Origin of the sequence: Sphingomonas lycopersici (assembly GCF_026130605.1) — a bacterium.
GTDB lineage: Bacteria > Pseudomonadota > Alphaproteobacteria > Sphingomonadales > Sphingomonadaceae > Sphingomonas > Sphingomonas lycopersici.
On record NZ_JANFAU010000003.1, the window covers coordinates 316,626 to 336,743 of the forward strand.

Sequence of the window (20,118 nt, forward strand, 5' to 3'; positions counted from 1 at the left end):
AAAAACATACAGTACTGTACGGAGAATGGAATCGGCCACGCGCCCAATGGTGAGAATCTATGAGCGACCCGGGCGAAATTTCCGCTTATGCGGCCCTCGCCGAGCGGTTCGGCACGGCGGCGCGCCTTGCTGCGGCACGCTCTACGCTGTTCTGGGACGGGCAGACCTACCTGCCGCCGGCTGGCGCCTGGAGCCGCGGCGAACAACTCGCCGCGCTTGATGCGACATGTGCGGACCTGATCGTCAGGCCCGACGCGGACGACTTGTTTGAGACCGCGGATAGCGCGACCGACGCCCTGTCGCCCATCCAGCGGACCAATCTGGCTGAGATGCGGCGCCAGTGGCGGCACGCCGCCGCCATTCCGAAGGCGTTGCTGCTAGAGCGATCGCGGCGCGTCTCGGCGATCCAGCCGGTCTGGTTGGCCGCCCGGCAACAAAATGACTTCGCGTCCTTCGCCGCGGCTTTCGCCGAGCTGCTGCCGCTGTATCGGGAGGCCGCACAGGCGAAGGCGGGAGCGCTTGGCCTGTCGCCATTCGACGCCTTGATGGATGAGTTCGACCCAGGTCTGAGCACCCAGGTGGTGGACCCGATCTTCACCGCGCTGGAGCAATCGCTGCCGACGTTGCGGGCAGAGACAGTGGAACGACAGGCAAGGTGGCCGAATCCGATACCGTTTAGCGGTGACTTCTCACCCGATCGACAACGTGCCCTTGCCTATCAACTCGTGGAAGCTGTCGGGCACGACCTGCAACATGTCCGTATCGATTCCGCCCCCCACCCGTTCGCGCTGACCGGGTCGCCGGGCGACAACCGGATCACCACCCGGTTTGACCCCGACAACGTGCGTTTCGCGATCATGGCGACTCTCCACGAGGCCGGGCACGCGTTGTACGAAGCGGGCCTGCCGCGTACCCATGCCTTCACGCCGATCGGCGGCGCGCGCGGCGCAACGGCACATGAAAGCCAGTCGACGATGGTCGAGATGCAGGCCGGGCGCAGCCGCGAGTTCCTGTCCTGGCTCGCGCCGAAGTGCGCCGAAATCTTCGGCGGCGATCCGATGTGCTGGACGGTCTCCAACGTCCTGAACGCCTATCGCCGTGTCGGCGGCGGGTTCATCCGGGTGGAGGCGGACGAAATATCCTATCCGCTTCACATCATCCTGCGCTACCGGATCGAACGGGCATTGCTCAGCGGGGACCTCAACGTCGCAGAGATTCCCGGCGCTTGGTCGGATCTCTCCGAGGTGCTGTTCGGTCGGCGACCGCCGGACCATGCACACGGCTGTCTCCAGGACATGCACTGGGCAGTCGGGCTATTCGGATACTTTCCCAACTATGCGCTTGGCGTGAGCCTGGCGGCGCAACTCTTCGAGCAGGCGGTGCAGGACGACCCGGTCGTGCTCAAAAATTTGGCGCGCGGGGATTTCACACCATTCCGCAACTGGATCGTCCCCCGCATGCATGCCCGCGCAAGCATGGTGCCTTTCGCCGATCTGGTGCGGGAGGCAACCGGCGAACCGCTGTCAGCCGCCGCGCTGCAACGGCATCTTCGCCGACGATATCTGGAAGAAGCAGCACCTTGAAGATCTGAGGCCGGCGCATCGCCGCCGGCCCGCTCGATCGGGAAAAATTCGATGCCGTCGGCACGGCGACGGCATCCAGGAGGAAAGCGGCCATGAAGTTTGACAGTCGAAACATGAACCTGGCGCTGAAGATCATCGACGACGTGACCATGGAGGTCAACCGATCCCCCCTCGCCGCGCTCGCTAAGGGGATCATGCCTGCGCGCCTGCCGGACATCAGCTACAACGAGGCGCTGCGCGTTGCAGCGCTCGGCGAGGCGCTGCTCCGGCGCACGGAAGCCATCAGCGTCGCGGATCTGCCGGGCGATCTGGGCCTCACGTTCGAGGTAGCCAGGGTTCAGGCGCACACCTGGTCGCGCGCCGAACGCTGGTATTGGCTGATTGTCGATATCGGGTTCCCGGTCGCATTCCTTCCGACGGTCTATGGGGGCGGATATCTGCTCAACAATCTCAAGCCGATCTTCGCAAACTACCCGCTTTCCTCAAAGGGCGACCAGCAGCGCTATCTCGCGCTGGTGCAGGATTACGCACGACTGGTGCTGCAGATGGAGGAACGGACCCGCGGACAGGCGGCGCGCGGCATCGTCATACCACAGGCGCAACTGGTGTCATGCGCTCCGCTGATGCGCCAATCGCGCGACGCCGCCGCTGCCCACCTCGCTCTATCGCCCGACCGGGTGGTCGGACCCGACGCAACCAATTTCGTGGCGCAGGTTCAGCATGTGATCGACCGCGCGGTACTGCCCGCCTTCGACACCCTCATCGCCTTGCTGGAATCCCCGGACTATGTCGGGGAAGCGCCGGAGGAGGTGGGTCTCGGCCAATATCCGGGCGGCAAGGAGGTCTATGCCGAGCTGGTCAAGCTCCATACGACGCTGGAGCTCACGCCCGAGGAGGTCCACGCGCGCGGCCATGAGCGCATGCGGCGGGTCCGCTCCGAAATGCGAGACCTGCTGGAGCAGGCCGGCTTCGACGGCGAGCCCGGTGCTTATCTCGACGCGCTGACGGCCGACCGCGCCTGGCGCGCCGAGACGCCGGAGGAGATCGCCGCCTTCTTCCAGCGATATATCGACCGGATGGCGCCCCGCATCGACGACATGTTCCGCTTCCGGCCGAAGGCCGGCTATGGCGTAAAGCCGCTTGCGCCTGAGCTGACGGGATCAATGACCTTCGGTTACTATTCCATGCCGTCGCCCCATCAGCCCGAGGGCACCTACCTGTTCAATGCAGTCAACCTGTCGCAAGCGGCCTTGGCCAATATCGGCGCGCTCAATTACCACGAGCTCGTCCCGGGGCACCATTTCCACATCGCCTCCCAGAACGAGAATGACGAGCTACACGAGCTGCGCAAGCAACCAAGCTTCACTGCGTACAATGAGGGCTGGGCGGAATATGCCGCAACCCTCGCCGGCGAGCTCGGGATGTACGAGGAGCCCGCCGACCGCTTCGGCCGCCTGATGATGGACGCGTTCCTCACCAGCCGGCTGGTCGTGGACACCGGGATGAATACTCTGGGCTGGTCGCTGGAACAGGCGCGCGCCTATATGCGCGAGCATAGCTTCATGTCGGAGCGCGAGATCGATTCAGAAACGTTGCGCTACGCCTGCGGCATTCCCGGACAGGCGCTCGCGTACAAGCTTGGTGATACCTTTCTGCTTGAACAGCGCGAACGGATGCGCGTCGCGCGCGGCGACGACTTCGATATCCGGGATTTCCACGATATCGTGCTGAAACCGGGAGCGCTGCCATTGCCGCTGGTCGCCCGCAATATCGAGGCGGCGCTCGCGTGACGCGATGGATCGTCTCGGGAAGGTAATGATCCTTCGGACTTGCATGCGGGAGCCATTTGCGCGCAGCTACCAACGTAAGCCCGGAGGCGCCCATTCGCGCGGAATGATCCTATGCCGGGTGAAAATGCAGGAATTACGAGATCATGGCCGGACGCATGCCAAAGAATACCGTCGAGGACTGGGTGGAGGCGGGGCTCAGAACGCTGGTCGACGAGGGAATTGCAGGGGTAAAGGTCGATCGGCTCGCCAGCCGGCTCGGCGTGACGCGCGGCGGGTTTTACCACCACTTCCGCGATCGCGACCATCTGCTCGATCTGGTCCTCGAACAATGGGAGAAGACGTGCCGCTTCCTTCCCGACACGCCGCCGCCGTCGAAGCCGGCGGAAGCGGTCGCGTGGCTCGAGATGGCAGCCGACCGGCTCATCGAGGGCGACGGCTATGACTATCAGCTCGACCTCGCCGTGCGCGAATGGGCTCGATCCGAGAAGCGGGCCGAATGGGCGATTGAGCGAGCGGACCGCGAACGGCTCGATACGTTGCGCAAATTCTTCGAGGCGATCGGCTATGACGATGCGCACGCCACGATCCGTGCGCGGGTCTTCTACTATCACCAGGTCGGCTATTACGCGATCGGCGTGCACCAAAGCGTTGCCGAGCGACGGCGCTCGGCGGCGCTTTACATCGAGATCCTGTGCGGGGAAGAACAGTTGAGGCTGGCGCGCGGCGGAAGTGTAAAGTCCCGACGGTCAGCCGCAGCAGCCTGAACAGATCGCTCGCTACACCACGGCCGTTCTCGCACCCCGGCAATGCTCCTCCAGCCAAAGGATCAGGCGCGTCGCGCTGTCGAGATATTCGGGGTAACCGCGCAGCGAATGGCCTGCCTGGGAATAGATGCACAGCGCTGACGAGCACTCCGCCTCGAGCAACGCCGCATGAAACTCCAGCGCCTGCCCGGGCGGCGTGTTGCGGTCCAGCCCGCCGGCCATGATGAGTGTCGGGGTGACTGCCCCGGCCGCACGAAACACGGGACTTCTCTCCAGATATTGGCCGCCGGCCATGTCCGGCGAGTCTGCAAGAAACGCCGTGTCGAACGCCGGAATATGCGATGTGAAATGCTGGCTGTACCAGTTCGTGATCGGCGAGATGGGCACGGCCGCGGCCAGCCGGTCGGTGAGCGTGACCAGCATCGCAGCCATGAAGCCGCCATAGCTGGTTCCGGTCACCGCCACCCTGTCCGGGTCGGCGATCCCCGCCGTGACGAGGTGGTCGATGCCGGATAGAAGATCCCGCGCATCCGCCCCGCCCATGTCGCCCACGACGCCGCTGGCGAATTCGCGTCCCCGCCCCGGCGCGCCGCGGGGATTGGGCAACAGGATTGACCAGCCACGGGCGACCAGCGGCCCCGCCGCGCGCAGGCGCGCCGCCCAGCGGTTACGATGCGCCCACACCGGGCCCCCGTGAATATCCAGCAGGAGTGGCGCGGGACCATGCTGCATCGTAGGATCGCGGATCAGCCAGCCCTGGATCTCCATGTCATCGGGTGCCCGCCAGGACACGGCTTCGATCATGCCGGGAATGCTTTCTGCCGCATCGTTCTGCGCGAAGTCCGCGATCACCGTTACATCCGATCGCTGCACCACCCCCATGAACGGCGCACGCGCATAGGCCTCGAACATCGCGAACGGCGTGTCGGTACTGTCGATCGCAATCGACGGGTGCCAGTCGCCGCAGGTCAGCGCGTTCGACGCCCAAAGCTCCTCCGCCATGTCCAGGCGTGGATCGAGGAGGCCGATGATCGTCTGCGTCCCCCTTAAACCGGCGAAGATCAATTGTCCGCGACTGCTCCAATGGTGATCGCTGACATCGGCGTCCAACGTCCGCACCGTTCGCGACGCGCCGTCCCGCAGCAGACGCAAGGTGCCGCAGACGATCCCGCGATCGCTGCAAATGGCTTCAATGAACGAGATGCAAGTCCCATCTGGCGAGACACGCGGCTGACCGATCTGATCGCAAGGTTGGTATAGGGGCGCGGCCTCCCCGCTACCCAAGTCGATCTGGCGCAGCGTCGCGCGATACCAGCTTCCTTCGCTGTGGCTGTCGCTTGCGACCACAACCAGCGTAGCATCGTCGCGCCAGCAGAGCTCCCATATGTTAAGCGGCGCGAAGGTCACCTGATTGACGCTCGTGCGGCGGGGATCCAGAATCCAGACAGTCCGCCAGCGATCGTCATCATCGCCGATGTCGATGGTCGGCGGCCCCATATTTCTATCGCCCTCTGCGGCGTCGAGCGCGAAGCCGCCTTCCGCGCCAGAGATATCCGCGCCCGTTCCGGCGACGAGCAACGCCAATCGTGCGCCGTCGCGCGACCATTCCATCTGCTCGATGCGCCCCGCGATGGCGTAGGTCATGGCCTTGTCCTCGCCATCCAGCAGCGTGACGCCGCTATCATCGACGTACGCTAGTGTCTCGCCCGCAGGCGACGGGCGCGCCAGCCGCGCGCCGGCGCCGACCAACTTTATTTCTCCGCTCATGACGTCGATTTCACCGACGTCGGTCGTCGGTCCTTGCGCGAGAGTGCCTGGAAAGCGCGAGCATGTCGCGAGGAATTTACCGCGCCCGGGCGACCAGCGCAGATCCTGTGCCGAATAGGGACGCCCCCCGGCCGGCGCGAACAAGGCGCGGTAGAAGGCTTCGACCTCGGCGAACGCCACACTGCTCTGCACGTCGGGCAGCACAGCGCGGGACGCGCGCAAGCGCGGGACGTTCACAACACCACGGTCTTGTTGCTGTTCTGGAAGATGCGGTGCTCGGCTTGCCAGCGCACCGCGCGGCTCAGCACGGACGCCTCGATCTCGCGGCCGATCGCGACCATTTCATCGGCGGTGACGGCATGGGTCACTCGCCGCACGTCCTGCTCGATGATCGGGCCCTCGTCGAGGTCCGGTGTCACGAAATGGGCGGTCGCGCCGATCAGCTTCACGCCGCGGGCATGAGCCTGATGATAGGGCTTCGCGCCCTTGAAGCTGGGCAGGAAGCTGTGATGGATATTGATGCAGCGTCCGAGCAGCTTGGCGGCGAAATCGTCCGACAGAATCTGCATATAGCGCGCCAGCACAATAAGCTCCGCGTCCGTGTCCTCGATCAGCGCCAGGAACGCCGCCTCCTGCGCCGCCTTCCCCTCGCCCATCGGCAGATGATGATAGGGCAGGCCATGCCACTCGACCGTCTTGCGCATCGTCTCGTGGTTGGAGACCACGCCAACGATCTCGATCGGCAACTGCCCGATTTCGCATTTGTGAATGAGGTCGACCAGGCAATGTCCGAACTTCGACACCGCAATGAGGACGCGCATCCGCGCGTCAAGGTCATGCAGTTCCCAGCTTAGCGACAATTCACGCGCGACCGGCTCGATGACGCACGCGAGCGCGTTGCGCCCGGCCGTCGGACTGGATAGCCGCATTCGGCAGAAGAAGCCGCCGGTGTCATCGTCGCCGTAAATCTCGGCGCCGCGTATATCGCAGCCATGCGCCGCCAGAAGCGGCGCGATAGCGCTGATGATTCCGGGCCGGTCGGGGGCACGAAAACGCAGGACTAATTCGGTCACGACTTAAGCTCCTAGGCTGCGTTGGGCCCGGCCAGCATCCTGACCGCATATTTCGCCATCGTCTGATCGACGATGATCCTGAATACGCTCACGCCTTCCGCGTCAGCGACGCGCGCGACGAACATCGTCGTGTCGGCCAGCGGCGCACGAGCGACATGTCCTACCGGCAGCGCCGCGTCTGAAATGTCGAGCGGCGTGTGGGCAGCGAGCCGATCTCGCGCCGCTTCACCGGTGAGGAGGAACGATGCGCGGGCATGGCTGAGATCAACCGCCAGCGCAGCATCTTCAAGCTCTTCCGCTCGCGCCAACACCACCTGCACGGTCACGTCCTCGCCGGTCACCAGCCATTCGTCCGGCGCGAGCCAGGATATGGTCACATCGCCTGAAGCGCAGCTAGCGCCCGCACCGGGAGCCTCTACGCCAAAGACCGGCGCAAAGCGGTCGTGGGTGGTGCCGCTGAGGAACTGGACCTTGCCGATCCCGGTCGTGGCTTCCACCGTGAGCGTCGCGCCGGCTTGCACGAAGCCCTTGGCAATGGGCGACTGACGATCGAGATGTATCAAGTTAACGAGAGGGTCAGCCATCAAGCTTCGCTCCTTCAGGATCGTAGAAGCGCGGTTCGACAATGCGCGCAGGACGCACTTTCCCGAGATGCCACACCCGAACTGCCTCTCCCATCCGATCGAAGCCCCCGGCGACGAGTCCCATTGCCACCGGGCGTTTCAGGGTCGGCGACATCACGCTCGATGTCACCCAACCCCGCGTCCGGCTGGCCTCGATGTCGTTCACCCATAGGACATGCGCCCCGACCGCGACTGGCCCGCCCCCATCGGTGACCTCAAGGCCGACGAGCTGCCGCCGGTCATCGCGCCTTCCCTCCGGGCGGGTTGTCGAACGCCGACCGACAAAATCCCCGATCTTCTTCCCGATGGCGGGGCCGAAACCCACATCCTGCGGATAGGTCGTGCCGTCGGTATCCGAGCCGACGTGCAGGAAGCCTTTCTCGACGCGCATCGTCATCAGCGCCTCGATCCCGAACGGCGTGATCCCGAATTTGCGTCCCTCGCGCAGCAGGGCGCGCCACAAGGCCGCGCCATAGCCCCACGGCACCGCAATCTCATAGGAGAGCTCGCCCGAGAAGCTGACCCGCTCGATGCGTGTTCTCACGCCTGCGACATGCCCTTCGCGATAGGCCATGTGCGGGAAGGCCGACGGCGACAGGTCGATATCGGTGCCGAGCGTCGCGAGAACCTCGCGCGCTTTCGGGCCAGCGAGATTCATCACCGCCCAGGCGGTGGTGACATTCTCGACCATGACGCGCAGATGAGGCCATTCGCATTGCAGCCACTCGTTAAATTGGTCGGCGATCGCCGAGGCATGGCCGCTGGTAGTGCCGACGAGAAAGTGGTTCTCTGCAATTCGGGCGAAGACTCCGTCGTCATAGACGACCCCATGTTCGTTCAACATCAGGCCGTAGCGACACCGGCCGATCTTCAGATTGCGGACATCATTGACATACATCCGCTGGAGGAATTCGGCCGCGTCGAGGCCCTTCACCTCGATCTTTCCCAGGGGAGAGGCTTCGAAAAGCCCAACGGCATTGCGGACGGCGAGGACTTCGCGGGCGACTGCGGCTTCCTCGGCCTCGTTGCCTTTGGCATAATAAGCGGGGCGCAACCACGCGCCATAACCTTCCATCCGGGCGCCGGCGGCGACATGATCGGCGTGGGCGGCAATATGTGCCAGCGGGAACAGGTTCTCACCTACCGCTCGACCGGCAAAAGCGCCAATTGTGACCGGATCGAACGGGGGGCGGAACTTCGTGGTGCCGATCTCCTGGGCAGGTTTGCCCAACAGATGCGAAAGCACTCGAATGCCGGCAACGTTCGATGTCTTGCCTTGATCTGACGCCATGCCGAGCGTCGTGTATCGCTTCAGATGCTCGACCGAGCGGAAGTTTTCGCGTGCGGCCAGTTGGACATCCGCGACAGTGACGTCGTTCTGGAAATCGAGCCAGGCCGTCTGCGCCGCGATATCGCCATCGGCGAACTCGCGCGTCGGGCCGATCGCGCGCGCCGGCACGGCGACAGGCAGCTGCTCGCCCCGACCGATCGCACGCGCCATGGCGATGGCACGCGCCAGATCGAAAATGCCTGCGGCAGCGCCAACGCTCGCCGTATTCTGCGCCGCGCCGGCGGGGAGGAATGCCTGCAACGCCTGGTCGAAGGCCAGTGACCCGCCCGACTGAGAGTGGAGATGAACGGCAGGATTCCAGCCGCCCGCGGTGAGGATCCCGTCGCAGCGCAGCCGCTCCTGCGTTGCATGCCCTGACATCCTGGTGATCGACAGCGCCTTCACACTACGTCCTCCGGTAGCGGCAAGCGGCGCGGAGCCCGCGATCACCTGGATCGAGCGGCTCCGGGCGAGATCGGCGATCGATCCGGGATTGGTCCGGGAGTCGACGATCGCAACGATCGCGGCGCCGGTATCCTGCACCGCGAACGCCGACTCATATCCGCTGTCGTTGTTGGTCGCGACGACGAGGCGGCGTCCAGGCAGCGCCCCATAACGGAGGGCATAGGTCTGTGCGGCAGACGCCAGCATCACGCCTGGAAGATCGTTCCCGGAAAAAGCGATCGGGCGTTCGAACGCGCCGGTCGCGAGGATTGCGCGCCGGCAACGCACCTTCCACAGCCGCTGCCGCGGCCCGATGCGGCGCTCAAGCGGGAGATGGTCGGTCACTCGCTCGCACAGCGCGACCATACCGTGATCATAGAAGCCGAACGCCATCGTCCGCGGCATGGTGCGCACATTGCCCATCGCGGCGAGGCGCGCGAGCACCGCGGCCCGCCAGGCGGCGGCGGACTGACCGCCGACCTCCTCCCGCGTCGCGAGCAGGCCGCCGCCGAGCATCGGATCGACCTCGACCAGGAGGACGGCCGCTCCGCTTTCCGCCGCGGCTTCAGCAGCCGCGAGGCCGGCGGCGCCCGAGCCGATCACCAGCGTATCGACGTGCGCGAAGCTGTGCTCATAGCTGTCCGGATCATGGTCTTGCGGGGCGACGCCGAGACCGGCGGCCTTCCGGATCGTCGGCTCGAACGCCATCCAGCTCGGCCAGAAGAAGGTCTTGTAATAAAAAGCTGCGGGAATGAACGGCTTGGCCAGCGAGTTGATCGCCAGAAGGTCGAACTGCGGGCTGGGCCAGGCATTCACCGGCCGTGCCGCCAGTCCCTCGTACAATTCAATCTGCGTTGCCTTGACGTTCGGGATCGTCGCCGCGCCGGTCTCGAGCTGGACGATGCCGTTGGGCTCCTCCAGCCCCGCGGCGATCAACCCGCGCGGACGGTGGTATTTGAAGCTGCGCCCGACGATCGAGACGCCATTGGCAAGCAGGGCCGAGGCGAGCGTGTCGCCGGCGAACCCCGCATAGCTCCTGCCTGCCCAGGTGAAGGCGATCGGACGCTGTCGGTCGATCGTGGCGCCCCCTTTGCCGCGCCATCCGCTCATCGGGGTTCTCCCGCGGCGGCGGGCATCGTCTCACCCATCGCATAGACGGCGATGATACGGTGGGTCACCGTATCGCGTGCGACGTTGAACCAGCGGCGGCACCCCGCCGTATGAACCCAGCGTTCGCGATGCTCGGCCTTGGGGTTCTGACGGTAGAACAGATAGTTCGACCAAGCCTCGTCGGTAACCTCGCCATGCGGGCTGGGCCGTTCGATATGCGCCTCGCCGCCACAGCGGAATTCGGTTTCCGCGCGCGGCCCGCAATAGGGACAATCAATCAGGAACATTTTCATTCCCTCAATGCGAAATGCCGGAGGCCGACGCCTCATCGATCAGGGCGCCGGAGCGAAAGCGATCGAGGCAGAAGCCCGTCGCGAGGGGGTGCGACGTGCCCGTCGCCATCAAGTGGGCGAGACACCAACCACCCGCCGGTATCGCCTTGAAGCCGCCCGTTCCCCAGCCAGCACTGATGTAAAACCCACTGACCTTCGTTTTGTCGATGATCGGCGTGGAGTCGTGAGTGATGTCGACGAGGCCAGCCCATTGCCGCAGGAAGCGCATCCGCGAAAAGGCCGGAAACAGCTCGACAACACCCGCCGCCGCGCGCTCCATCCACGGCAGGCTGCCGCGCTGGGCATAGGACAAGAACATGTCGAGCCCGGCCCCAATGACGAGCTCGCCCTTGTCAGACTGGCTGAGATAGGTGCCGGTGGCGGGTGAGAGGATGACTGTGTCGAGGCAGGGCTTGACCGGTTCGGACACGAAGGCTTGCAACGCATAGGAGCTGATCGGAAGCCGAATGCCGGCCTTCGCGGCGAGCACGGTCGAATGGCCGGCCACCGCCATCCCGACCAGGTCCGAGCGGATCGTGCCGAGACTCGTCTCGACACCGCGCATTTGCCCGGCTTCGATAATGAAGTCGTGCACTTCGCAATTCTGGATGATATCCACGCCCAGTCGCGAGGCGCCGCGCGCATAGCCCCATGCCACCGCATCGTGGCGCGCCGTGCCGCCGCGCGGCTGGTTCAGTGCGCCGAGGACAGGAAACCGCGGACGGTCGTTCAGCCCAGGGATATGCCGCCGCACGGAATCGCTATCGTGCAACTCGGCATCGACGCCGTTCAGCAGCATCGCGTTCACCGAACGGCTCAGCATCTCCATCGCATGCCGGTCGTGGCCAAGAAACCACATGCCGCGCTGGGAGAACATGATATTGTAATTGAGGTCCTGCGAGAGGCCTTCGTAGAGCTTCAGCGCGAAGTCGAAGAATGCGGCGGTCTCGGGAAAGAAGTAGTTCGAGCGGATGACCGTGGTGTTGCGCCCGGTGTTGCCTCCGCCGATCCAGCCCCGCTCCAGAAGGGCGACATTGGTGATCCCGTGGTTCTTGGCGAGATAATAGGCCGTGGCCAGCCCGTGCCCGCCACCGCCGACAACTATAGCGTCGTAATGCGCCTGCGGGCGGGCGTCGCGCCAGGCAGGTTCCCAGCCGCGTTGGCCGTTCAACCCCTCCCGAATCAGCGACAGTGCAGAATAGTGCCTGGTCACGTCATTCCCCTAGCTCCGCGCTATTTAATGCATATATGCATTGTTTGGGACAAGAGGAATTGAGTCGGCTTTTCGCGCGAATTTCGCCAGATCGCTGCGGGAAAAATGCGCCAAATCCAGCCAAATCACTGACAAATAGGCATAATCTACGGGATCGGCGAGCGCTCCGACTGCAAAAAATAGCGGCAGAATAATTAAATACATCCTTGCACTGCTCTGGTTGATCGGAGAAAGTCCGGGCGGATGGTATGGCAAGCGGGCTACCCATCCGGTTCGCATGGAGCGATTGCATGGCGCCGGTCATCTTCGAGAACGCCCGCCTTTTCGACGGCGTGACTGCGCGATGCCGGGAGGGCATGTCAGTCAGCGTCATCGACAAAAGGATCGGCGACGTGCGCCCCGACCGGATCGAAGGCTCGGACGCGCGGCGCGTCGATGTCGGCGGGCGCACGCTGATGCCCGGGCTCATCGACCTCCATATCCATGCTTATGCGTCGAGCGTGAACGACCTGCACGTCGAGCAGGCCGGCGTCGCATATAATACCGCCCATGCAGCGCGCATGCTGGGTCATGCGCTTGATTGCGGGTTCACAACCGTCCGCGACATCGGCGGGGGCGATCGGAGCCTCGCTACTGCGATCGCCGACGGCCTGATCCGCGCCCCGCGCTTCTTCTATGCCGGGCGGATCATCTCGATGACCGGTGGCCATGGCGATTTGCGGCCGGTGCATGTCCGCCGTCATGACCCCGGCCTCTGTCAATGCGGCGAAGCGGGCGTACTCAGTGTGATTGCGGACGGCGTGGACGAATGCGTGAAGGCTGCGCGTGAGGAACTCCGTCAAGGTGCGCATTGCATCAAGATCATGGGTTCCGGCGGCGTAACCTCGCCGGCCGATCCGATCTGGATGAACCAGTATCGCGAGGATGAGATCCGGGCGATTGTCGGTGAGTGCCGGGAACGCCGCACCTATGTCAGCTCGCATTGCCACGGTGCGGAGGCCATCCGGCGATCGGTCGATTTTGGCGTCCGCGTGATCGAACATGGCACACTGATCGACCCCGAGACCGCGACGCACGTCGCCCGCAGCGGCGCTTTCGTAGTGCCGACTATGGCGACCATTTATGCCCTGATGGAGGAAGGTGCTGCGCTCGGCCTGCCGCCGGTGAGCCAGGAAAAGGTCAAGATCGTTTATGCTGCGGCGCTTGCGGGCTTGGAGCATATGCGCGCGGCTGGGGTGAAGATCGGATTCGGCACCGATCTTCTCGGCGACACCTATGTGCGCCAGTGCCAGGAATTCACCATCCGTCGGCAAGTGTTCGAGCCGATCGAGATCCTGCGCCAGGCGACATCGATTTCGGCCGAGATTCTCGATCGCGAGGGAGAGCTTGGCTGCATCGCGCCGGGCGCGGCGGCGGACCTGATCGTCGTCGACGGCGATCCGCTCGCCGACATCAGCCTCCTCGCGGCGCAGGGACGCAACCTCAGCCTCATCATGCGCGATGGCGCCATCATCAAGGATCGGCTGTGATGGGCCTCCCGTCGTCGGCGTGCCATCGCCTGACCGACGGCGCGCCGATGTAGCGCGGTCGTGCCCGCGCGCGGCACTCGATTATTGGCTATGTTAATCTTCGCCGGATCGATGTTCCAATCCCGCCTCACCCCCTCCCCCCGCTGACCTGCTGTATCCGGCACTCAGCACTGTAACTGCCGACGATCCCGATTCCCGGAAACGCCCTGCCGTGGCCCTAGGCAGATTCTTACAAGACCCATGCCAATCGGCAAGGCTATACGTCGACGACCGCGCGCGCATCAGCGCCCGCGCCGAGCGGCCGCGCGCTCCGCCGAAGCGATCGTATTTTCCAGCAGCATGGTGACCGTCATCGGACCGACGCCACCGGGCACCGGTGTGATAAGAGACGCCTTTTGCGCCACGCCTTCGAAATCGACATCGCCGGTAATCCGTCCATTGGGTAGGCGGTTGATGCCCACGTCGATCACGATGGCGCCGGTTTTCACCATCTGCGGCACGATGAGCCCGGGGACGCCCGCTGCAACAACAAGTATGTCGGCGAGCATCGTAAACTGCGCGAGATCGCGCGTTTTCGCGTGACAGATGGCCACGGTCGCATCGCGTGCCATCAGCATCAGCGCCATTGGCTTGCCGACGATGTTGCTCGCCCCCCCCCACCACCACATTCTGTCCTTCAATGGCAACGTCTTCGGCCTCGAGCAGCTTTACAACGCCATAAGGAGTGCATGGCGAGAAGACCGTGCTGCCGGTCACGAGACCACCAACATTATACAGGTGGAAGCCGTCGACGTCCTTCTCAACGGCGATCGTCTCCAGCACGCGCGGTAGATCGATTTGCGGTGGCAGCGGCAGTTGCACGAGGATGCCGTGCACGGTTTCGTCTGCGTTGAGTTCGACGATCCGGCCGAGAAGTTCGGCGTTCGAGACGCTCTCGGGCAGCCGCAAGACAATCGATCTTATGCCCGTCGCCTCACATGCGCGGATCTTGTTTCGGACATAGACCGCCGATGCAGGATCGTCGCCCACCAGGATAACTGCGAGTCCCGGCGGTTGTGCGCCCATATCCAGCAGGTCGCGGACACGCATCGCATATTGCGCGCGAAGCCGTGCAGCCAGGGTCCGCCCGTCGACGATCCTCGCCGTCATGGAATTTGCCGGCGCTCGAGGGCGTATTTGAGGCGTGCGAGATAATCTCTCAGATGCGCCTCCGATTGCCCGCCCAAGTCGCCAATCAGGCCAGTGATATCAGCATTCTTCAGCATTTCGACACCAACCCGGGTGTGGCAATCAATCGCGCAGTAAGTCCCGGTCGGTCTCTCGCGCGCATGATAGGTCGCGTAAGCGGACAACCCGTTCCGCTCTGACAGATGATCTGAGAACAGGCTCAGGCGGCGCGCACGCGTATCCCGTTCGGTTACGTGGACGATGCGCTCGTCCACAACCTGCCCCCCTTCCTCTTTCGCGAGCCGATAGCCACCCAGCGGAACCGCCGCATCACGCAAGGAGACAAACCGATAGCCCGCTATTTGCCACGTGTCGGGCTGAAGAAGGTTGTTCAAGATAGCTTGCCACACAGCGTCCGCCGGCGCCGCGATCTGCAAGGCGGCATGACTGACGATGGTGACGGCCACGATCGGCTCCGACATCAGTTCCTCTCTTCGCCCAGTGGACATTTGGAGGGTCACGCGGCTGCCTGCTTTCAGGCCGCATGAGCCAAGACAGAGCCAGGGAAGCTGTCCGCCGTTGCAGCGACGGACAGCAAAATCCATAAGAAGCGATCCGCTTCTCAGAAGCGGGTGCTGAGGGACAGGGTGAAGCTACGCGGGCGAATTATGTTCGCTGTTGCCGGCGTCCCTGGCAAGCCCGGTGCATAATTGAGGAGCCCCGCTTCGTTCAGGACGTTCTCAACGCGAAATTGCACTTGGTAACGCTGAAAGCTAACCCCGGCTCTCAAGTCGACCGTGGCGATACTCGGCAGCTTTACGTCGGGACTTACGACGCTGCCAGGGAACGAGGTGAACCATTCCGACTGGAACCGCAACGTCGCTCCGAGTTGCCCTTGCAGATCGCCACCCAACGGAACAAGCTGGTCGGCCGTTACGGATACGGTCCATCGCGGCGTTTGAGGAATGGGGTCTCCGACGGCCGCGCCGATCGCGCCGGCGCTAACCCCGGGATCGACCTCCGTCAGCCTGGCATTGCTGTAACCGGCATTGGCTCCGACGGTGAGAAGATCATTTGGTCGCACCAAAGCCGCGATTTCGAAACCATCGACCTTTGCCTTGCCCGCATTCGCCAGCAGTGCCTGATTCTGATAGTTGGTATAGAGCTGAATGTTATTCCAGTCGATGTGGAACACCGAGGCTTCCAGGCTCAATCGCTTGTCGAGGAAGTCGCCCTTGATACCGGCTTCGAAATTCCAGACGGTGTCCGGGCTGATCTCGGTTTGCCCTCCCGGCGGGATGATGATCGCGGGCTGCGGCCCACCCGGCCGAAAGCCGCTTGCAGCGCGGAGAAACAAGCTGAGATTGTTGGTCGGCCGCCACCGCAACGTCGCGAGGTAGGAAACATTGTCGTCACGGATGTTGCGTTCCGGCGTTGCCAGCGTCGCGCCACCAAGCGATACCCCGCTATAGACGAGCGAAAAATCTTCTTTGTAATTCGCGAATCGCACGCCGCCCGTGATGTCCAGATTATCCTTCAGGTATACAGTCATATTGCCGAACGCTGAAAGCTCCTCGTAAGTGTCTTCGATCGGCGAGGAGAGAATGGAGCCTAAGGGCGCAGGAAGCTGCCTGTTGGTTGCGATATCCCGCGCAACGATATCAGTCGCGATCGATGCGCGCTCGTGGGTATAGAAGCCGCCAACGATGAACTCGATCGGTCCCAGGCGATTGGAAACGAAGCGCAGCTCTGCCGTGCTCTTCTTTTGCGGAATGGTATTTTCGTAAGCAGCGCCCGTGTTTGCCGGATAATGGAAGCCCAGGAGACCAAATAGCGGAAAAAGAGGCACGTAAGTGGTCGAGAAGTCGTTCTCGGTGTGAAGCCGCGACTCGGAATATGCTCCGGTAGCGATAATCCTGCCGATCCCGACGTCATATCGGCCTGTAGCGGACACCAGTCGATATCGAACTTTGGCGGGCGCATCGAAGAACTGGCTATACTGACGGTGGCCGTATAGCGGCGTGAAAGTGCCTGGAACATCGTCCTGCAGGGTCAGGCCTTTGGTATCCGTGTCCTGGAGCTGACCGACCACGTCGATTGTCAGGCGGCTGCTGGGCGTCCAGCCGAGCGCAAGGCGAACTCCCTTGGAGTCGCTCTCGTTAACATTCTTGCTTCCTGTGCCGATATTATCGACGAAGCCAGGCAAGCGCCGGTAAAAACCAGTCGCTCGAAGTGCGAGCCGATCGGAAACGAGCGGAAGGTTGATGGTGGCATTCGCCAGATAGCCGACGCCCCCACCATCCACGGCACTAACTTCGGTGCGCGCGCTTCCGGAGAAGCGTGATGGATCAGGCCTTTTCGAAATCAGCCGGATCACGCCGCCGAGGCTCGACGCGCCATAAAGCGTGCCCTGTGGTCCCTTCAGGACCTCGATACGATCGAGGTCGACCAATTCCGTGTCTGGCGCGATGAACGCCCCACCGCCGTTTGCCGAGCTGGAAGTAAACGGCACATCATCGAGGTAGAAGACAGTCGTTGCCGATTGCTGAAGCGCACCTGTCTGCAGGCCTCGAATGAAGACCTTGCCGGAGCCCGGATTGCCATCCTCCTGGACCGTAAGACCGGGGGTCAGTGTCGCATAGTCCCGCACGGAGCGGACACCCAGGTTGTCAAGCTTGTTGCCATCGAGAACGGTAATGGCTGACGGTACGTCGCGCAGCTTTTCGTCACGCTTGCTGGCCGTCACTACGACATCACCATTTACATTGTGCGTCGGCTCGACCGTGTCGCTTTGCGCACCTGCAGACATCTGCGGTTGAGCCTGCGCCCCGGTCCCGGCCGCCGCCAAACACAGCGCGACCACACCAACCGACGCCCTTAACGCCATTCTTCGTGCAGACATCTATCCTTCCCCTTTCCCGCCCTAAAATAATACATAACTGTATTCTTGTTGATCCTGCGGCCCCGCCGTTCGCCTCGCCGACTTCTGCCGATCATAACGACGTTATGACGGTGCTAGACCATAAAGCGCTGGTCCGCTTTCTCGTGCGACGAAAAGGCTTTCGCGCGGCGCCAAAAGCGCGCGATGACATTAGTGTATTTTTACCCTTGACCGCGGCGGCCGAATGGCGGTCAACTCGGACCGGTTTTCCGTTCGAGGAATTGCATGATTCCATCGGCCAAAGCACGTGGCGATTTTCCTGCTCCATCAGCATGCAGCAGCGGGGGGGTACGGGTGTCGCCATCATCGGCGCTGCCGGGAGTAGCACCGGGCAACAATCGTCCGGGACTGTCGCCGCGCCGCTTTCCGCCGCCCGCCCCGGATGTCGGACAGGTGTCCATTCGCCATCACATCGACGATTATGAAATTGATGGTCCGGACTCGCAGCGGACGCACAGCGCAGATCAGGTCCGCCATAGCAGGCATTATCGATTAAGTATCGAGGGCCCGTTTGGACATGGATGGCATGAATTCTGCCGGTTGAACGACGGCTATTTCGCTATCGTCAGCGAGATAAAATACCATATGCCGCAGGCGGGTTATATGTCATCGCCTGACACCGCGCACATCTATCTCGCGAATGGGGGCGACGGCGAGTATGTCCCGGCCGGCGGCGAGCCATTGAGCTTCGAGGCGCCCGCCGCCCTGATTATGCTGGAGCCGGCCGGTGCCGCGGCCGCCGAGGTTTGCTTCGCAGGCGATACCCAGTACATCTACATTGCCATACAGCGAGACGCCCTGCAGGCGATCTTCGCGGGCTGCGCGCACGAGTTGCCGCTCGTGCTCCAGTCGTTTCTGAAAGGCGACCTGCGCCACACCGTCGGACGTGCGGTGCGGCTCGACGGTTCACTCCTGCGCTGTCTTGGCGAAGTGCACGATTGCGCCGCTACGGGGGGGCGACGCAGGCTCTTCCTGCAAGCGAAAGTGTCGGAGATTGTATGCCGCATGGTTGACGCTCTCGAATGCCGGGAGGCACTTCACCTGGCAGAGGCGACACCAACTACCGTGCGAGGGGTCTTCAAGGCACAAAATCTGCTGGCGGAGAAATTCGCGGCGCCACCTACGCTGGAAGAACTCGCAGAAACCGTGGGATTGAGTCGTAGCAGTCTGTGCAACGGGTTCCGTCAGGTCCTGGGTACGTCGGTGTTCGACTACATCCATGAATTGCGCATGCAGAAGGCGCTGCTGCTCCTGGGCGATCGCGACGCCTCGATCACGCAGATCGCTTATGCCGTCGGCTATAATCGCGCTTCAAGCTTTTCGGTCGCGGTACAACGCAGGTTCGGTACAACCCCTTCTGAATTGCGCCGGAAGGCCATCGCCTCTGCCGGCTAACCGAGTGCTTCGCTCGGGGGTCGCGCTGGCAAGTTGCGGAGTCTTTGGCGGCTGGCAAAAGCTTTTTCGCGACGATCGAAAGACGCTGTGGCTGCGCTCGCCTATCGCTTGGCTCTACACAGAAAAAGGCCCCGTTCCATGAGTGATACGATCTTTAATGCGGCCGCTTGCTCGCCGCTTGTCCGCCCCAACGCGGAACAATGGGACATCACCTCCGAGATCACAGGGCGAACATATCGCATCTATGTCGCCGCGCCTGCCGGTGCAGAGGAGCAACCCCCAGGCGGATATCCGGTGATCTACCTCAACGACGGTGACTTCGACTTTCATACCGCGGCCGACGCGCTCGTCATGCAGGGCATCGGCCGCGAGATTCGGCCCGCCTATCTCGTCGGGATCGGTTATGGCAAGGATTGGCAAACCGCGTCTCGTACGCGTTGCGCCGACTTGCTGCCAACGCAGCCTGACGCTGCGACTCTGGCCGGTCTGGAAGCTTCACCGCTCACGAAAGGCGCAACCTACGGAGAGGCAGAAGCTTTCCACCAGTTTCTTATCAAGGAATTGCGGCCACTGATCGCAGCATCTTACCCTGTAGATCATGGCGAGACGGTCCTTTGGGGCCACTCATTTGGAGGCCTCTTCGCCTTACACGTCCTGTTCAACCACCCCGAAACATATCGCACCTATCTTGTGAACAGCCCTTCAATCAATTGGAGCGGGGGCGCGATCTTGCAGAATGAGGCCAAGCTCACAGCCGCTATGCTTCAGGACCAGGTCGCGCCTCGGGTCCTGCTGACCGCCGGGGAATATGAGGAAAGACTCGCCGGACATGTAAAACTGCATCCAGGCGTCACGCGCGAGCAGATGCAGGAGATGCTTACCGCTTTCGGCATGGTAACCAATGTCGTCGCGCTGGGAGATCGTCTCAAGGCACTGGAGGGGCCCCCAGGCTATGAAGCCGAGACGATTATCTTCGGAGAAGAAACTCATCTGAGCGTCATCCCAGCCGCGATCAGCCGCGGGCTGCGGTTCGCGTTGCCGCTCTGAGCCGGGGCAA

At 63.0% G+C, this 20,118-nt stretch carries 15 protein-coding genes and 1 pseudogene; 6 read left to right on the plus strand and 10 right to left on the minus strand.

Translation table 11 applies throughout. From position 1 onward, the window contains the following. Positions 1-59 precede the first annotated feature (59 nt). The 3 genes from NED98_RS08195 to NED98_RS08205 all read left to right on the plus strand — a co-directional run bounded on the left by NED98_RS08195 (position 60) and on the right by NED98_RS08205 (position 4,137). The gene (locus tag NED98_RS08195; RefSeq protein WP_265312564.1) at positions 60-1,583 is read left to right on the plus strand and encodes a carboxypeptidase M32; all 1,524 of its coding nucleotides are present in this window, start codon (positions 60-62) and stop codon (positions 1,581-1,583) included. A gap of 92 nt (positions 1,584-1,675) precedes the next feature. Further along, positions 1,676-3,373, plus strand: a complete 1,698-nt coding sequence (locus NED98_RS08200) for a DUF885 domain-containing protein (protein ID WP_265312565.1) — start codon at positions 1,676-1,678, stop codon at positions 3,371-3,373. Between the two features lie 155 nt (positions 3,374-3,528). Then, positions 3,529-4,137 (plus strand): TetR/AcrR family transcriptional regulator, encoded by a 609-nt coding sequence (locus NED98_RS08205; RefSeq protein WP_265312566.1) that lies wholly within the window; start codon positions 3,529-3,531, stop codon positions 4,135-4,137. A gap of 12 nt (positions 4,138-4,149) precedes the next feature. On the opposite strand, the gene NED98_RS08210 is transcribed toward NED98_RS08205, so the two are convergent. Genes NED98_RS08210 through NED98_RS08235 form a run of 6 tightly spaced genes read right to left on the minus strand, consistent with a single transcriptional unit; the run spans position 4,150 to position 12,029 of the window. Continuing rightward, complete coding sequence (locus tag NED98_RS08210; RefSeq protein ID WP_265312567.1) at positions 4,150-6,108, minus strand: S9 family peptidase; 1,959 nt, start codon at positions 6,106-6,108, stop codon at positions 4,150-4,152. 29 nt (positions 6,109-6,137) lie between these two features. Then, positions 6,138-6,977, minus strand: coding sequence for a formyltetrahydrofolate deformylase (purU, locus tag NED98_RS08215; RefSeq protein ID WP_265312568.1), 840 nt, complete (start codon positions 6,975-6,977; stop codon positions 6,138-6,140). A gap of 11 nt (positions 6,978-6,988) precedes the next feature. Beyond that, on the minus strand, positions 6,989-7,561 hold the full coding sequence (locus NED98_RS08220; protein ID WP_265312569.1) for a sarcosine oxidase subunit gamma: 573 nt from the start codon (positions 7,559-7,561) through the stop codon (positions 6,989-6,991). Next, on the minus strand, positions 7,554-10,484 hold the full coding sequence (locus tag NED98_RS08225; RefSeq protein ID WP_265312570.1) for a sarcosine oxidase subunit alpha family protein: 2,931 nt from the start codon (positions 10,482-10,484) through the stop codon (positions 7,554-7,556). Before NED98_RS08225 ends, NED98_RS08220 begins: the two co-directional genes overlap by 8 nt. Next, entirely contained in the window at positions 10,481-10,771 is a 291-nt protein-coding gene (locus tag NED98_RS08230) for a sarcosine oxidase subunit delta (RefSeq protein WP_265312571.1), read from the minus strand. Before NED98_RS08230 ends, NED98_RS08225 begins: the two co-directional genes overlap by 4 nt. Positions 10,772-10,781: 10 nt before the next feature. Beyond that, entirely contained in the window at positions 10,782-12,029 is a 1,248-nt protein-coding gene (locus tag NED98_RS08235; RefSeq protein WP_265312572.1) for a sarcosine oxidase subunit beta family protein, read from the minus strand. 290 nt (positions 12,030-12,319) lie between these two features. Between NED98_RS08235 and NED98_RS08240 the strand changes: the two genes are divergently transcribed. Continuing rightward, positions 12,320-13,558 (plus strand): metal-dependent hydrolase family protein, encoded by a 1,239-nt coding sequence (locus NED98_RS08240; protein WP_265312573.1) that lies wholly within the window; start codon positions 12,320-12,322, stop codon positions 13,556-13,558. 281 nt (positions 13,559-13,839) lie between these two features. Here NED98_RS08240 and NED98_RS23290 read toward each other — a convergent pair whose 3' ends face one another. From NED98_RS23290 to NED98_RS08255, 4 genes and pseudogenes are all read right to left on the minus strand, one after another. Next, complete coding sequence (locus tag NED98_RS23290) at positions 13,840-14,184, minus strand: hypothetical protein (protein ID WP_349293248.1); 345 nt, start codon at positions 14,182-14,184, stop codon at positions 13,840-13,842. Between the two features lie 220 nt (positions 14,185-14,404). Then, positions 14,405-14,707, minus strand: a pseudogene (locus NED98_RS23295) (tetrahydrofolate dehydrogenase/cyclohydrolase catalytic domain-containing protein); the annotation flags it as partial. Beyond that, positions 14,704-15,207 (minus strand): hypothetical protein, encoded by a 504-nt coding sequence (locus NED98_RS08250; RefSeq protein WP_265312574.1) that lies wholly within the window; start codon positions 15,205-15,207, stop codon positions 14,704-14,706. The gene NED98_RS08250 and the pseudogene NED98_RS23295, both read right to left, overlap by 4 nt. A 140-nt stretch (positions 15,208-15,347) precedes the next feature. After that, the gene (locus NED98_RS08255) at positions 15,348-17,627 is read right to left on the minus strand and encodes a TonB-dependent receptor (protein ID WP_265312575.1); all 2,280 of its coding nucleotides are present in this window, start codon (positions 17,625-17,627) and stop codon (positions 15,348-15,350) included. Between the two features lie 264 nt (positions 17,628-17,891). On the opposite strand from NED98_RS08255, the gene NED98_RS08260 reads away from it, so the two are divergent. Continuing rightward, complete coding sequence (locus tag NED98_RS08260; RefSeq protein WP_265312576.1) at positions 17,892-19,061, plus strand: helix-turn-helix transcriptional regulator; 1,170 nt, start codon at positions 17,892-17,894, stop codon at positions 19,059-19,061. 138 nt (positions 19,062-19,199) lie between these two features. Continuing rightward, a complete protein-coding gene (locus tag NED98_RS08265) occupies positions 19,200-20,108 on the plus strand; it encodes an alpha/beta hydrolase (protein ID WP_265312577.1) in 909 nt (302 codons plus the stop codon). The last annotated feature ends 10 nt before the right edge of the window (positions 20,109-20,118 follow it).